Source organism: Nostoc sp. (assembly GCF_036917655.1).
Taxonomy (GTDB): Bacteria; Cyanobacteriota; Cyanobacteriia; order Cyanobacteriales; family Nostocaceae; genus Nostoc.
On sequence record NZ_JBALCY010000065.1, the window covers coordinates 148,222 to 166,351 of the forward strand.

Annotated in this window: 4 protein-coding genes; all 4 read left to right on the forward strand. The window is 44.6% G+C overall.

From position 1 onward, the window contains the following. Positions 1-61: 61 nt before the first annotated feature. Positions 62-4,006 carry a beta-ketoacyl synthase N-terminal-like domain-containing protein gene (locus tag V7K30_RS22560; protein WP_442941092.1) on the forward strand — a complete coding sequence of 1,315 codons (3,945 nt, stop codon included), beginning with the start codon at positions 62-64 and terminating at the stop codon, positions 4,004-4,006. Then, positions 3,999-8,639, forward strand: a complete 4,641-nt coding sequence (locus V7K30_RS22565) for a type I polyketide synthase (RefSeq protein WP_335003056.1) — start codon at positions 3,999-4,001, stop codon at positions 8,637-8,639. Before V7K30_RS22560 ends, V7K30_RS22565 begins: the two co-directional genes overlap by 8 nt. A 202-nt stretch (positions 8,640-8,841) precedes the next feature. Continuing rightward, entirely contained in the window at positions 8,842-12,291 is a 3,450-nt protein-coding gene (locus V7K30_RS22570; RefSeq protein ID WP_335003057.1) for a non-ribosomal peptide synthetase, read from the forward strand. Then, the gene (locus V7K30_RS22575) at positions 12,288-18,125 is read left to right on the forward strand and encodes an SDR family oxidoreductase (protein ID WP_335003059.1); all 5,838 of its coding nucleotides are present in this window, start codon (positions 12,288-12,290) and stop codon (positions 18,123-18,125) included. Before V7K30_RS22570 ends, V7K30_RS22575 begins: the two co-directional genes overlap by 4 nt. Positions 18,126-18,130 lie beyond the last annotated feature (5 nt).

Consider the following 18,130-nt stretch of genomic DNA (forward strand, 5'->3'; position numbering starts at 1 on the left):
ATCTGACAAAAAACAGGATTTTCAGGTGTGTACTTAAATCACCATCAGTGCAAATCATCAAATGCTCAAGAAGGAAATTGTGATGAATAGCCTAGAAGAACAAAATAAAATAGGCGATTTAGATATAGCTGTTATTGGGATGTCGGGAAGGTTTCCCAGAGCTAAAAATATTGATGATTTTTGGCACAATCTGCGAGATGGTGTTGAATCAATTTCATTTTTTTCCCATCAAGAACTGGAGTCTGTAGGAGTAGATCCATCTTTACTGAGTGACCCCAATTATGTTAAAGCAAACGCTGTACTGGAAGATATAGAATTATTCGATGCTTCATTCTTTGATTACTCTCCCAGAACAGCAGAAATTATGGACCCACAGCACCGCCTCTTTTTAGAAACTGCCTGGGAGGCTCTTGAAAGTGCTGGCTATGATTCTAAAACTTATGAAGGTCGGATTAGTGTTTATGGTAGTGCTAGCATTAGCTCCTACTTTTTATTCAATCTTTTTTCCAACACCGAACTGATAAAATTAGTCGGTCTTGACCAAATTAGGCATAACAATCGTACAGATAACCTGACCACACGAGTCGCTTATAAACTAGACCTGAAGGGGTCAGCTATCACTGTCCAAACTGGATGCTCTAGTTCATTAGTTGCGGTTCACTTAGCCTGTCAAAGCTTAATAGATCGTGAATCTGATATGGCTTTGGCTGGTGGAGTTTCAGTAACGACCTTACAAAAGACCGGCTATTCATACCAAGAGGGGGGAATTTTGTCTCCCGATGGACACTGCCGCGCTTTTGATGTCAAAGCCCAAGGAACTGTGAGCGGTGATGGTGTGGGCATAGTCATTTTAAAGCGACTCGCAGATGCTCTAGCGGATGGAGATTGTATTCATGCTGTTATTAAAGGTTCAGCTATTAATAATGACGGTTCTACAAAAGTTGGCTATACAGCTCCCAGTATTGATGGTCAAGCAAAGGTGATTGCTGAGGCTCTTGCAATGGCTAGGATTGAATCCGAGATGGTCAGCTATGTAGAGGCTCATGGTACCGGAACAGTTTTAGGAGATCCTATTGAAATTGCCGCGCTCACCAAATCTTTTCGCGCCAGAACTGAGAAAAAGAATTTCTGTGCTATTGGTTCAGTAAAAACCAACATCGGACACCTAGATACTGCGGCTGGTGTTGCTGGTTTAATCAAGACCATTCTCGCACTTAAACACAAACAGATACCACCCAGCTTGCATTTCGAGCAGCCCAATCCCCAGATTGATTTTGCTAACAGCCCCTTTTATGTTAATAGTACGCTGTCCGAATGGAAAACAAACGGAACACCACGCCGTGCAGGGATCAGTTCCTTTGGCATTGGCGGTACTAATGCCCATGTGATTCTTGAGGAAGCCCTAGAGATTGAATCATCTAGCCCTGGGTGGACACATAAGTTATTGGTACTCTCCGCTAAAACTAGTTCAGCACTAGAGACTGCTACGGCAAATCTAGTCAAGCACTTGCAGGAGCATCCTGAAATCAACTTGGCGGATGTCGCTTACACTCTGAGTGTGGGTCGGCGAATGTTTGACCATCGCAGAATAGTGGTTTGTCAAGACCTTAATGATGCAGTCAAAATTTTAGAGACAAAAGACCCACAACGAGTTTTTACCCATTTCCAGGAACCATCTGAGCGAGAGATTGTATTTATGTTTCCTGGTCAGGGGTCTCAGTATGTAGAGATGGGTCGAGAACTGTACCAGACTGAGCCAGTTTTTCGAGAACAGGTTGATTATTGCTGTGAAATACTTGTACCTGTTTTAGGGCTAGACCTACGCACTATTCTGTATCCAAGGGAAGAACAGGCAACAGTAGCAGCACAGCAGCTGACACAAACTTATATTACTCAGCCAGCGCTATTTGTCGTTGAATACGCTTTGGCAAAGTTGTGGATGGACTGGGGAGTCCGTGCTTCTGCAATGATTGGTCATAGCATAGGAGAATATGTGGCCGCAACTCTTGCTGGCGTGTTCTCTCTAGAAGATGCATTGATGCTAGTGACTACTCGTGGACAACTGATGCAGCAAATGCCTGCTGGTGACATGCTAGCTGTACCCCTACCAGAGAAAGAAGTGCAATCAATGCTTGGCGAAGAACTTGCTCTAGCTGCAATCAACGCACCATCTCTGTGTGTGGTTTCGGGACCAAGGTCGGCGATTGATGAGTTGCACAACAGGTTGACTGAAAAAGGGGTTGACTGTCGTCGTCTGCATACATCGGGTGCCTTTCATTCTCAAATGATGGACCCAATCATCGAGCCGTTCATGGCACAGGTCAAAAAAATCAACCTTCAGGCTCCGCAAATTTCTTTTGTGTCCAACGTCACTGGTACTTGGATTACTGTAGCAGAGGCCACCGATCCAAGCTATTGGGCAAAGCATTTACGGCAGACGGTGCGCTTTGCTGAGGGTATTGGATTGTTGCTGCAAAAGCCAGAGCAAATTCTCCTAGAAGTAGGGCCAGGGCGGATGTTGAGTACATTAGCTAGACGACATCCAGATAAAGCGGCTGACCAAGTTATGTTAACTTCGTTACACCATCCGCAAGAATGCAACTCGGATATAGCGTTTTTGTTAAATACATTAGGTCAGCTATGGCTTACTGGAGTAGAGATAGATTGGTCGGCATTCTATACTCATAAGCGGTGTCATCGCCTACCCTTGCCAACTTATCCCTTTGAGCGTCAGCGTCACTGGATTGATCCTAAGAAACAAGCAAGTGCTGTCAAGACGGATGTAGAGACTCTACCTGCAATCTCTCTATGCAAAAATCCGGAAATGGCAAACTGGTTCTACATTCCATCTTGGAAACGCTCCCCATTACCCCTCAATCAACCAAGTGAGAATCCAGTTTTGTCCTGCACTCTTGTGTTTATCGATGAGTGCGGCTTGGGTGAAGAACTGGTGAAACGACTCGAACTTGAGGATCAAGATGCGATCGCTGTCAGGATCGGGTCCGAGTTTACTAAACTAAGCGATCGCTTGTATACTCTGAATCCTCAACAACGTCATGACTATGAAACTTTACTTAATGAACTTTTAGCACAAAACAAGTTCCCAAAAACAATTGTTCATTTATGGAGTGTCACACCTGTTGATCGTATAGAGTTAGAATTGGAAACCATTGAGAAATCTCAAGAAACAGGATTTTATAGTCTGCTCTTTCTAGCACAGGCACTTGGAAAACAGAATTATACTGATGAGCTTCAAATTGCGGTCATCTCCAACAATATGCAGGAAGTGGCAGGCGAAGAGTTGCTGTGTCCAGAAAAAGCAACTTTACTTGCACCTATTCGGGTCATTCCTCAAGAATACCCAAACATTAACTGTCGTAGCATTGATGTTGTTATTCCCAAATCTGCAAACTGGAGTGAGCAAAAACTCATAGACCAACTGCTTTTTGAGCTACAAACTCATATTTATGACCGAGTGATTGCCTATCGTGGTTTTCATCGTTGGGTGCAAAATTTTGAGCCGATTCGATTGGATGAAGCAAAATACGAGCTACAGAGTCGTGATTTTTTAATTCAGGGTAAACAGGATAATGGTTTTAAAGCTAACCTATCCCAACCAACACAACAGCGACCATCACTGATTAATCCTTATGTTGCTCCCAGGAATGAAACCGAGCAAACGCTTGCCGACATTTGGCAAGAACTTCTTGGGATTGAGGCGATAGGAATTCACGACAACTTCTTTGAGCTTGGTGGCGATTCACTTCTCATTCTTCAAGTTCGTAGCAAACTGCGAGAAAAGCTTAACAGAGATATATCAATATCCGACTCATTTGAATATCCGACCATAAATGCCTTGGCAAAACATCTCATCGGCAAAGAGGATGAACAACCCGCCTATCAGCAAGCCTCTGACCGCGCCAAGAGGCGAAATGAAGCTATTGGAGCAACCAGCCAACAGATGAAGCGAAACCTAATCAAGCAAAATAAGAAGACAAATGGATAACCCTGAATCTCACGATTCCTTAAAAGGAATAGCCGTTATCGGGATGGCTGGTCGTTTTCCTGGAGCCAAAAGTACTGATGAGTTTTGGCAGAATTTGTCCCAAGGACGGGAGTCGATTTCATTCTTTACTGATGAGGAATTACTGTCAGAAGGTGTAGACCCAACTTTGCTGCGTAACCCTCACTATGTAAAAGCCGGATCTGCGCTGTCAGACATAGAGATGTTTGACGCTCAATTCTTCGGCTTCACGCCTAGTGAAGCTGAAGTTATGGACCCACAACATCGTCTTTTTTTGGAGTGTGCCTGGGAAGCTCTTGAAAATGCAGGTTATGACCCTGAAACATATGAAGAGTTTATAGGAGTTTACGCAGGCAGCAACCTAAGTACCTACTTACTGAACAACCTGATCTCAAATCATGACCTTCTCAAATCGTTAAGTGGGACAATCATTCTTACTGGTAATGATAAAGATCACATACCTACACGGGTTTCTTACAAATTGAACCTCAAGGGACCGAGCCTTAACGTTAGTACTGCTTGTTCCACGTCATTGGTAGCAGTTCATCTAGCATGCCAAGGATTGTTGAGTTACCAGTGTGACATGGCGCTAGCTGGTGGCATTGCAGTACGAGTTCCGCAAAATAAAGGTTATTTATATCAAGAAGACGGAATGACTTCTCCCGATGGTCATTGCCGCACTTTTGATGCTAAAGCACAAGGCACCGTTTTCGGTAACGGTATGGGCATTGTTGTGCTAAAGAGGTTAGAAGAAGCACTGGCAAATGGCGACTGCATTTATGCAGTTATTAAGGGTTCAGCCATCAATAACGACGGTTCTTTGAAAGTGGGCTATACAGCACCTAGCGTGGATGGACAAGCTGCGGTCATTGCTGAGGCTCAGGCGATCGCTGAGTTTACTCCTGAGACAATTACCTATGTAGAATGCCACGGAACAGGTACAGTTATGGGCGATCCTATTGAAGTTAGGGCGCTGAAAAAAGTATTTAGTGCGGGAACAAACAAGAAGCGCTTCTGCGCCATTGGTTCAGTAAAAACTAATATCGGACATTTAGATAGGGCATCTGGTGTTGCAAGCCTGATCAAGACCGTCCTTGCACTCAAACACAAGCAAATACCACCCAGCTTGCATTTTGAGCAACCCAATCCCGAAATTGATTTTGCCAACAGTCCTTTTTACGTCAATACTACATTGTCTGAGTGGAAGACGAACGGCACTCCTCGCCGTGCGGGAGTCAGTTCTTTTGGCTTTGGTGGGACTAATGCCCATGTGATTCTTGAAGAAGCCCCAGTTGTTGAACCATCTGGTCCCGCTCGTCCCTGGCAGTTGTTGTTGCTGTCTGCCAAGACTAGTACAGTACTAGAAACCGCCACAGCTAATTTAGCTACCCACTTAAAACAGCATCCTGATTTGATTCTCGCTGATGTAGCTTACACCCTTGGTATCGGCCGTCGTGCTTTTGACTATCGGCGGATGCTGGTATGCCAAGACCTTGAAGATGCAGTGAAGGCACTATCACTTCAAGATCCTCAACGAGTTTTCACCCACTACCAAAAGCCCTGTAATCGCTCTGTCGTGTTCATGTTTCCCGGACAGGGTGCACAGTATGTGGAGATGGGTCGAGAACTGTACCAGAGCGAGCCAATTTTCCGAGAACAGATTGATAAATGCTGTGAACTGCTAAAATTTCACTTGGCAATTGATTTGCGCTCTGTGCTGTATCCAAGCAAAGACGAAATCCAAGAAGCAACACAGCACCTTAAACAGACTCATATCACCCAGCCAGCGCTGTTTGTGATTGAATACTCGTTGGCTCAATTGTGGATAGCTTGGGGAGTATGTCCCGAAGCAATGATTGGTCACAGTATAGGAGAGTATGTAGCAGCTTGCCTTGCTGGCGTGTTATCTATAGAAGATGCATTAGCATTGGTAGCAGCCCGTGGACAACTGATGCAGCAAATGCCTGCTGGTGACATGCTAGCTGTACCCCTACCAGAGAAAGAAGTGCAATCAATGCTTGGCGAAGAAGTTGCCCTAGCTGCAATCAACGGGTCATCCCTGTGCGTGGTTTCGGGATCAAGCTCGGCGATTGATGAGTTGCAAAACCAACTCACTAAGCAAGCTGTGGACTCTCACCGTCTGCATACATCAGGTGCCTTTCATTCCCAAATGATGGACCCAATCATCCAGAGGTTCCTAGATCGGGTAAAAAAAATCAACCTGAAGCCTCCGCAAATTCCTTTTGTGTCCAATGTGACTGGCACTTGGATAACTGCAACGGAGGCAACCAATCCAAGCTACTGGGCAAGGCATCTACGGCAAACAGTACGCTTTGCTGAAGGGGTTGCACTGTTGCTGCAAAAGCCAGAGCAAATTCTGTTGGAAGTTGGCCCTGGGCGGACGTTGACTACATTAGCTAGACAGCATATAGAACAAGACGAGCAACAGATTGTACTTTCTTCGTTACGCCATCCAAAAGAGCAACAGTCGGATGTCGCCTTTTTGCTCAACACACTCTCGCAGCTCTGGCTTACCGGAGTAGAAATAAATTGGTCAGGCTTTTACGCCAATCAACGGCGTCATCGAACTCCCTTGCCAGTGTATTCATTTGAGCGTCAGCGTTACTGGATTGAACCACAACCCTTAACCGCGCCTGTGACTACGTTCCAAGAAGCGTTACACAAACAGCTGAATCTTGCTGATTGGTTCTACATTCCAGTCTGGAAAGAGTCCCAACCGCTTGAGCCTGTTGAAAATGCAGGACTGGTAAAGCAGAAGTCGTGTTGGTTAGTCTTTGTCGATAGGTGTGATGTGGGATCGCTTCTCGTAAAACGCCTGCAACAACAAAGTCAAGCCGTCATTACCGTGACAGCAGGAGATAAATTTACTAAACTTAGCGATCGCGCATATTGCATCAACCCTCAGCAAAGGGATGACTATGATGCCTTGCTCCAAGCTCTTATTGACCGGGATTTAACCCCACAAATAATTGCTCACTTATGGGGCATTACAGCGAACAATCAGACACCCTCAGAAATCGAATCTTTTGAAACGAATCAGTATTTTGGCTTCTACAGTTTGCTTTTTCTAGCCCAAGCAGTTGGACAACAAGGTATTACCGATCCGCTTGAAATGCTGGTAGTGACCAATAATATTCACGATGTGAACGGTGATGAGAGCCTATGCCCCGAAAAAGCAACGGTAATCGGCTCGTGTAAAGTCATTCCCCAAGAATATCCGAATATTATCTGCCGTAGCATTGATGTTGTTCTTCCACAACTTGAAAGGCAAAAGCAGAAACTGATAGACCAACTTGTAGCAGAAGTTACAATCCAGCCAACTGACTTAGTCATTGCCTATCGTGGACATCATCGCTGGGTTCAAACTTTTGAAGCCGTCAATTTAGAAGAAGCGATCGCAGGGAAAACACGGCTGCGGCAAAAGGGAGTCTACTTGATCACAGGTGGACTGGGAGGTATTGGTCTGGAACTGGCGAAATATTTAGCTCAGACAGTGCAAGCCAAACTGGTTTTGGTCGGGCGTTCTGCTCTTCCTGAAAAAGATGAGTGGGAACAATGGTTAGCGACTCATGATGATCAGGATTCTGTAAGCATCAAAATAAAAAAAGTGCAGGCGCTAGAGGAGTTAGGTGCCTCAGTTTTGGTGAAAAGCGCTGATGTAGCCGATCTTCAACAGATGCAGTCAGTAATCGCTCAGGTATCTGAGGACTTCGGTGAAATTCATGGTGTCATCCACGCTGCTGGGATTGCTGGTGGAGGCATAATTCAATTAAAAACCCCGCAAGTAGCAGCAAGTGTTATGGCTTCCAAGGTGAAAGGAACATTAGTACTTGATGCCATCTTTAGGGATGTGAAGTTAGATTTTTTGGTAATTTGTTCATCTGATAGTTCAATCTTAGGTGGATTGGGGCAGGTAGACTATTGTGCAGCTAATGTTTTTCTTGACTGTTTTGCTCACCGGAATTACTCCAGACAAGGTTCATTCACTGTATCTATCAACTGGAGTGGCTGGCGAGACATGGGAATGCTAGTGAACACAGCCGTCCCAGACGAACTGAAAAAATGGCGTGAACAGAAAATAAAAGAAGGAATACCAACAAAAGAGGGTGTTGATGCATTTAGCCGGATTATCTACAGTGGACTACCTCAGGTTGTTGTCTCGCCACAAGATTTACAGACTCGGATTAAGCAGAGACATTCAAAAATGTCGCTGGAAGAGCATTTAACAGACCTAGAAAAGCATTTAGCGTCGGCTCCTTTCTCTAAACCAACCCATCCCCGCCCCAACTTGGGGAATGATTACGTTGCTCCCCGCACTCATGTGGAACAAAGCGTTGCCAATATTTGGCAACAACTCCTTGGAATTGAGCGCTTAGGCATCCATGACAATTTCTTTGAGTTAGGCGGGCACTCGCTACTAGCAACCCAAGTTATTTCTCAACTGCGAAAATCTTTCCCAATAGAATTGCCTCTACGTAGTCTCTTCCTTGAATACTCTACTATTGCCAAGTTGGCTGAACTTATTGAAAAAATGGTTATGGAGAAAATCGAACAATTATCTCAAGAGGAAGCTCAACGTCTTTTAGGAGTTTAATTTTGACTAAAACCCCTTTTTCATCGGGATACAAACTAGTACCGCTTCTCTACGAGACGCTACGCATAGCAAGATCCCCGTAGGGGTACGCATAATTCGTAATTACCATTGCATAAGGGTTTTAGACATTTTAGATTGGTGTTTATTTACGCCGTTCTGTACTAGTTTTCATCTGTTATTAAAATATCAATAAAGTAGCAACATGTCTGAACCAGATGCGCTTTCAGGGCAAAAATCTAATTTGTCACCAGTAAAACGGGCGCTTTTTGAAAAGTGGATGCAAGGCAAATTTACAGATCAGGTGATTCCTCGACGTTTACAACAGAACCCTGTTCCCCTGTCCTTTGCCCAAAAGCGCCTGTGGTTCCTTGACCAGTTGCACCCCGGTCAATCCTTATACAACGAACCCTACGCTTTCCGCTTCAATGGCTCGCTTAACAAGACCGCACTGGTACAAAGCCTTAACGAAGTTGTGCGGCGTCATGAAGTTTTGCGTACTAATTTTACCATAGTAGATGGGCAACCGTTCCAGGTCATCGCCCCAACCTTGGCTCTGACTCTACCGATAGTGGATCTACAGTTGCTTCCAAAGGATGAGCTAGAGGCAGAGGTCCGACGTCTTGTAACTGAGGAACAGGCGCGACCCTTTGATTTAGCGAACGATGGACTTGTGCGAGTCACTCTGCTGCAATTAGACGAAGCTCAGTACGTGTTGCTGTTCACAATGCACCACATTGTGTGTGACCAATGGTCTTTTGGGATAGTCATCCGAGAAATAGTGGCTCTTTATGAAGCTTTTTCTATGGGTAAGCTTTCACCGCTGCTGGAACTTCCAATCCAGTATGCAGACTTTGCTGTTTGGCAGCAGCAGTGGCTCCAGGGAGAAGTGCGAGAGGCTCAACTGTCATACTGGAAGCAGCAATTGAGCAGTACTCCAAATATACTAGAGTTAGGCACTGACCGTCCTCGTCCGCCGATTCAGACCGATCGAGGCGCAAAACAATCTCTGGTTCTGTCCAAGCCCCTAACCGAAGCTCTTAAGACACTAAGCCAGCAGGAAAAGGTGACGCTATTCATGATGCTACTGGCAGCGTTTCAGACGTTGCTCTACCGCTACACTGGTCAGGATGACATCGTGGTAGGCACTACCATCTCTGGTCGCAACCGAGCTGAAATAGAAGGGCTAATTGGATTTTTTGTCAATACCTTAGTCATGCGTACTGACCTTTCGGGTACCCCAAGTTTCCGAGAGATTTTGAACCGAGTGCGAGAGGTTGCCTTGGGGGCTTACACTAACCAAGACTTGCCCTTTGAGCAGCTAGTGGAGAAACTGCAACCGGAGCGAAGCCTGAGCCACACACCGTTATTTCAGGTGATGTTCCAACTCCAGAATACCCCAACCACGACTTTAGAGCTACCAGGTTTAACCTTAAGCCCTTTGGAGTTCGACAAAAAAACGACGAAGTTTGATCTAACCCTATTTATGGTAGAAATCAAGCAAGGGCTGATTGGAACTCTGGAGTACAATACTGATCTGTTCAATGCAGATACCATTACCCGGATGCTGGGGCATTTCCAGAGCTTGCTGGAAGGCATTGTCGCTAATTCTGAACAGCGAATTTCCGACTTACCACTCTTGCCGAAACCAGAACAGCATCAGTTGCTCGGAGAGTGGAATAACACTCAGACTAACTTTATTCAGAATAAGTGTTGTATCCATGAGTTATTTGAGACTCAGGTAGAGCGAGCTTCCTGCAAAGGAGTTACGCCAACGCCCAACGCCATTGCTGTAGTCTTTGAAGACCAACATTTGACCTATCAAGAACTTAACACCAAGGCAAATAAACTAGCACACCAGCTGCGATCGCTTGGCGTAGGACCAGAGGTACTGGTGGGAATCTGCATGGAGCGATCGCTGGAAATGATGGTCGGACTCTTGGGCATCCTAAAAGCTGGTGGTGCATATGTACCGTTAGATCCATCCTACCCACAGGAACGCTTGGCTTTAATATTAGAGGATGCGAAACCTCTGGTGTTGCTTACCCAAAAGCACCTGGTTGCAGAACTCCCTAAACACAAGGCTAAAGTTGCGTATATAGACGCAGATTGGGAGATAAATGCCTCCTTCTGTGGTCAGGATTACACAGAGAACCCCAGTAGCGGCGTGACACCCGAAAACCTGGCTTATGTGATTTACACCTCCGGATCTACAGGAACACCTAAAGGGGTTTTGATTACCCACCAAGCTTTGGTGAACCACAGTATTGCTGCTGCAAAAGCTTATCAACTTCAACCAGAAGATCGCATTCTCCAATTTGGTTCTATGAGCTTTGATGTTACAGCAGAAGAACTGTTTCCATCATGGTTAAGTGGGTCAACTGTTATTATCCGACCTAATCGGATACTAGCTTTTGCCAATTTCCTCCAATTCTTGGAACAGGAAAAACTAACTGTTCTCAATTTACCAACTGCATACTGGCATGACTGGGTGTCCGATCTAGCTCAAACAGAAGCACCATTACCTTCCACACTTCGCTTAGTGATTGTAGGAACCGAGCAAACTTTACCAGAAAAACTTGCGCTTTGGGAGAAATTGGTAGGCGATCGCATCCGTTGGCTTAATGCTTACGGACCGACTGAGGCAACGATTGGCGTAACAATTTATGAACCAACTACCTACCAAGAAAACCGATCGATTTATAGTGTACCTATTGGTCGTCCGATTGCCAACACCCAAATCTATTTGCTAGACAGACATTTGAACCCTACACCAACAGGTGTACTAGGGGAATTGTATATTAGTGGTGTTGGTATTGCCAGGGGCTACCTCGATCGCCCTGAACTCACTGCCGAGAAATTTATTCCCAACCCTTTTAGCGAGAAATTAGGGACGCACCTGTATAAAAGTGGCGACTTAGCCCGCTATCTACCCAACGGAGACATCGAACTGCTTGGACGCATTGACCATCAAGTTAAAATCCGGGGCTTCCGCATCGAACTAGGCGAGATTGAATCAAAATTGAAGCAACACGCTCAAGTCCGTGAAGCGGTGGTAGTGGTTCGAGAGGACGAGGAGGGTGACAAACGCCTAGTAGCTTATGTAAGCCCTAATTTTGAGCAGACGCTTACAGTCACTGAACTGCGTAGTTTTCTTCAGGAGAAGCTACCGCAATATATGGTGCCCTCGGCTTTCATAGTACTCCAAGCCTTGCCGCGTTTGTCTAACGGTAAGCTTGATCGGCACTCCCTACCTGCTCCAGAAACTCTGCGCCCAGAGATCGAAGTTGCTTATGTGATGCCGCAAACTGAGCTGGAACAAAAAATTGCTACTGTTTGGCAAAGTGCTCTCAATATCGAGAATATAGGTATTCACGATAACTTCTTTGAACTTGGTGGTCATTCGTTGCTAATGGTTAAGGTTCATACTCAATTACGTGAAATATCCAAAACCGATTTATCATTGCTCGATCTGTTCAGATATCCGACTATAAGTTCCCTTGCAGAGTTCTTCAGTCAAGCTCATAATCAAACATTACCTTTGAGTGAAACTAATATTCAAACAGAAAAAATCTCTGCTGGTAAATCTCAACAGAAAAGACGGATGGAAAAAATCAAGTCAATTATGAATAGTAAAGGAGTTCATGAAGAATGAATATTCCCATAGAATCTACTCATAGAAATGGTTCAGAAATAGCTATTATTGGCATAGCAGGACGTTTTCCTCAAGCAAAAAATATTGATGAATTTTGGAAAAATATACAAAGTGGTATAGAGTCAATCTCTTTTTTTAGTGATGAAGAACTGTTATCTTCAGGGACAGATTCAGCCATACTCAATAACCCAAAATTTGTCAAAGCACGGGCTGTATTGGAAGATGTAGAACTTTTTGATGCTTCATTCTTTGGCTTCAATCCCAGAGAAGCCGAAATCACCGATCCGCAACACCGGATTTTTTTGGAATGTGCATCTGTTGCCCTTGAAGATGCCGGTTATGACTCCCAAACCTACAAAGGTTCGATAGGAGTTTACGCAGGCTCTAGCTTAAGTAGCTACTTACTTAACAACATTTACTTAAACCCGAATATTATCAATTCTATAGATTCTCACCAACTGGCGATCGCAGGTGACAAAGATTATCTAACTACACGAGTTTCTTACAAACTTAACCTAACCGGACCAAGTTATACAGTTCAAACCGCCTGCTCAACTTCATTAGTTGCTGTTCATTTAGCTTGCCAAAGCTTGCTGAATGGTGAATGTGATATGGCTTTAGCAGGTGGTGTTTCCATAAGTTCTTCTAGAAAAAGTGGCTATTTTTATAAAGAAGGGGGAATTGGGTCTCCTGACGGACACTGCCGCGCTTTTGATGCCAAAGCACAGGGAACTGTTAGCGGCGAAGGTGTAGGCATTGTGGTTTTGAAGAGATTAGAAGATGCTCTAGCAGATCAAGATTCTATCCATGCGGTTATCAAAGGTTCCGCTATCAATAACGATGGATCTTTTAAGGTCAGCTATACAGCACCTCGTATAGATAGTCAAGCCAAGGTGATTAAAACAGCTCAAGTCGTTGCCGAGGTCGAACCCGAAACGATTACCTATATTGAGGCTCATGGGACAGGGACATCACTAGGAGATCCGATTGAAATTGCCGCACTAACACAAGCTTTTAGAACCAGCATACAGAATAAAGGCTTTTGTGCCATTGGCTCGGTGAAGACCAACATTGGCCATTTAGACGCTGCTGCTGGGGTGACGGGTTTGATCAAAACAGTCTTAGCTCTCAAACATAAACAAATACCACCTAGCTTGCACTTTGAGGAACCTAATCCTCAGATTGATTTTACTAACAGTCCTTTTTACGTTAATACTACACTTTCCGAATGGAAAACAAACGGCACTCCCCGACGTGCAGGTGTCAGTTCCTTTGGGATTGGTGGGACGAATGCCCATATAATTCTTGAAGAAGCCCCAGCTATTGAAACCTCTGGTACTTCTCGCCCTTGGCAGTTGTTGCTACTCTCAGCTAAGACGACTACAGCTTTAGAATCTGCTACAACTAATCTGGTAAATCACCTCCAGCAGGATTCTAATTTAAACCTTGCTGATGTGGCTCACACCCTTGCTGTTGGTCGTCGAGCTTTCGACCATCGCCGGATGGTGATGTGCCAAGACGTTAAGGATGCAGTGAAGGTGCTTTCTACTTTAGATCCACAACGAGTGTTCACTCACTACCAGCAGCCTTCCAATTGTCCGATTGTTTTTATGTTTTCCGGTCAGGGAACGCAATACGTGAATATGGGGAGGGAAGTTTACCAGAGTGAGCCAACCTTCACTCTCGCAGTTGATAACTGTTGTGAACTACTTAAACCGCACTTGGATTTTGACCTCCGCCATGTACTGTATCCTGATGAAGCAGAGAAAGAAAAGGCAGCAGAGCAACTGAAACAGACTTTTGTTGCCCAGCCAGCGCTGTTTACCATTGAATACGCCCTAGCTCAGTTGTGGATGGCTTGGGGTGTGCGTCCCGAAGCGATGATTGGTCACAGTATTGGGGAGTATGTAGCAGCAACTCTTTCCGGGGTTTTCTCGCTCGAAGACGCTTTAGCGCTAGTCGCAACCCGAGGACGACTGATGCAGCAACTCCCTAGTGGGGAAATGCTCTCTGTTCAACTTACCGAACAAGAGGTACAACCCCTATTGGGAAGGGAACTGTCTTTAGCCGCAAGCAATGGGCCTGCGTACTGTGTGGTTTCTGGTTCAACCGAGGCAATTGAACAATTGCATCAAAAGCTACAAGGAAAAGGTGTAGGCTGTCGGCGGCTGCATACATCCCATGCCTTTCATTCCCAAATGATGGAGCCAATTCTCGACCCGTTCTCTCATTTGTTACAAAAAATCACACTAAATTCCCCAAAAATTCCGTTTGTTTCTAATGTGAGTGGTACTTGGATTACTGTAGCAGAAGCAACAGACCCCAAATATTGGGCAAAACATCTACGGCAAACTGTGCGCTTTAGCGAGGGAATAACTGAGTTACTGAAAACACCTGAGCGCATACTGCTAGAGGTTGGTCCAGGAAGAACTTTGAGTACTTTCGCGCTTACGCATTATGATTCTGAACCAGTAGTACTGACTTCAATCCGCCATCCACAGGAGCAACAGTCAGATGTAGCGTTTTTACATAAGACTTTAGGTAAACTCTGGCTTTTCGGAGTCAAAGTAGACTGGTCTGGTTTTTATGCCAATGAACAACGCCATCATATTCCCTTGCCGACCTATCCATTTGAGCGTCAGCGTTACTGGATTGAACCACCAAAACAATCACTTTTAGCAGGACAGTTTCAGCCTAGACTAACAGCAACCCAGTTGTGGGAATCTCTGGTAGAAGCAGGGGAAACGCAGGCTTGTGCAACTATCGCGACACTTGACGAACAAACTTATTTGGCGAACAAACAGTGGTTGGATCGTTTATGCACTACCTACATCAACCTTGCACTGAGGAGTTTAGGTGCTTTTGGCAACCCCAATGATAAATATTCTATTGAAGAGTTATTTGAGCAATGCCATATTATCCCTCGCTATCAGCAATTGTTATGTCGCTTTTTGGATGTGCTAATAGAGCAAGGTCACTTACAGCAAGAGCAGAAACTGTTTACTAAGTTTGTACCATTTTCTACAGAGGATTTAAATCCTCTGCTAGAAGAAATTAACCACAGATGGGCAGACACACCCCAAATGGTAGATTTAATTAAGCAGTGTGGCGAAAATCTCCCAGCCGTGCTGTTGGGGGAAAAAGAACCGTTAGAGTTGTACTTTGCGACGACAGATCAAAAGGTAAAAACATCACAATCTGAATTGCCCTTAAATACCTACTTAAAAGGAATTCTTCGGGTAAGTCTGGAACAAGTGGTGAAATCCTTACCGCAAAACGTGAACTTAAGAATCTTGGAAATTGGTGGTGGACAGGGTATTGCCACGACAGAATTATTGCCTGTGTTGCCTCCAAAACAAACAAACTACACCTTTACGGATGTGGGTGGTTTGCTCTTAAACCGAGCCAAAGAAAAGTTTGCTGCTTATCCTTTCGTCCAGTATCGTTTCCTAGACATTGAAAAATCTCTGACTGAGCAAGGTTATTCCAGCCACAGCTTTGATGTTGTCATCGCTGTAAATGTATTGCATATCACCCGTAATATTGAAAAAACTCTAGATCACGTACGCTCTTTGCTAGCTCCTGGAGGATTTTTGTTGCTCTGGGAGATAACTCAACCTCAGTTAGATTTTGACATTACAGACGGTCTGCTAATGAATCCGTTAGAGGATGAAGAACGCAGCCGAGGTAATCCATTTTTGTCTAAAAAGCAATGGCAAGAAAAACTGCGATCGCATGGGTTTGGTGAGGTAGCTGTTTTATCAGAAACAGAAGCTTTCGGGGAAGAAATATTTTTGGCTAGAGGTTCAGCAACTGACTCAGGATCTACTGCATTTACAGTTCTGCTTCAAAGAGAAGATGTTCAATTATCTCCAGACAAAAGACCTGATCTTGCCGACTGGTTTTACATTCCTTCCTGGAAACGCTCTATGCCGCCGCAATCATTTATACCTGGAACTGGGACAAATCAACCGGGATACTGGTTAATATTTGTGGATGAGTGCGGCTTGAGCGAAAAAATGGTACAGCAGCTAGCACTGGCGCGTCAGGATGTCATAACTGTAAAAATCGGTGAGCAATTTGAGCGTGAGAGTGAGTGCAGATATACGATTAATCCTCAACAACGGGATGACTACGATACTCTGTTCAAAGAACTGCGTCAACTAAATAAGATTCCCAACAAGATAGTTCACTTATGGAGCGTCACACCCGACATTGAACCAGAATCAGAAATTGAGTTACAGGAGAAGATAAAGGTACTTGGCTTTTACAGTTTACTGTTTCTTGCCCAGGCAATTGGAGAACACAATCCAACTGATTCTCAAGTTACAGTTATCTCAAACAATATGCAGGCAGTAACGGGTGCAGAGGTGCTGTGTCCAGAGAAGGCACTAGTTCTTGGATCATGTCAAGTTATACCGTTAGAGTACTCAAACATCAGCTGCCGTAGCATTGATATTGTTGTTCCCAAACCCGAAAGTAGGCAGCAGCAGCAACTTACCCTGCAACTGCTAGCGGAACTAGTTAGCCAAACTTCCAACCAGGTTATTGCCTACCGTGGACTCCACCGCTGGGTGCAAGATTTTGAACCAGTCCAATTAGATGCAACCGTTGCAGAAAATCCTCGATTAAGAGAAAGAGGAGTTTATCTGATCACTGGTGGATTGGGGGGAGTTGGTTTGACACTAGCAGAATACTTAGCACAGAGTATACAGGCAAAATTAGTATTGTTGGGGCGATCGCCTTTCCCAGAACCAGACGAGTGGGAAACATGGCTATCCACTCACGATCAACAAGATGACATAAGTTCTAAAATTCGCAAATTGCAGAGCCTAGAAGTACTGGGAGCAGAAGTCATGGCGATTAGTGCTGACGTTGCTGACTCTGAACAAATGTCTGTAGTGAGCGAAAAAGTAAATCAACGATTTGGTCAGATCAATGGAGTAATTCATGCGGCAGCGGTTTTTGGCGGAGGCATGATTCAACTAAAAACAAAAGAAGATGCAGCAACTGCTCTACAACCGAAAGTGCGGGGAACACGAGTGCTCGAAGCTCTTTTCAAGGATACCAAGCTAGATTTCTTTGTACTGTGTTCATCACTGAGTTCATTTGCTGGGGCATCCGGGATGGTAGATTATACCGCCGAAAATGCCTTCGTTGATTCCTTCGCTCATTACAGTGCTTCTAAATATGGCACATTTATCAAATCTATTAATTGGGATAGATGGAACAGTTTAGGAATGGCAGTTCCTGTCGAAGCACGGCATAAGGAGATAACAGGAGAAGAATTGACAGGAGGAATGACCTATGAAGAGGGCATTGAAGCGTTTAGACGCATTTTATGCAGTAGCACAGTTCCTCAGGTCATTGTATCAACTCAAGATTTTTCCAGCCTGATGAAGCCAAAGAAATCAGCTAAATCCTTGGAGGAAAAATTAGCCCAGTTGAGTCAATCCAAACCAACTCATCCTCGTCCCAATCTTGCGAATGCTTATGTTGCTCCTGGCAACGAAGTTGAGCGGAGTCTTGCTGAGATTTGGCAACAACTTTTAGGTATTGAACAGGTAGGCATTCACGACAACTTCTTTGAATTGGGAGGAGATTCTTTATTTGCCACTCAGCTCGTTTCTCAACTGTGCAAAACCTTCCAAATAGAACTTTCTTATCAGGGCTTTTTTAATGAACCGACAGTAGCTGAGTTGGCTGAAGTTATTGTACAAAAGCTGGCAGAGCAGACTGATTTGGAAGATTTAGCTAAAGCTTTAGCAGATATTGAACAATTATCGGAGGATGAGGCGCAGACAATCCTTGCTTCGCAAAACTTAAGTAATTAACTAAG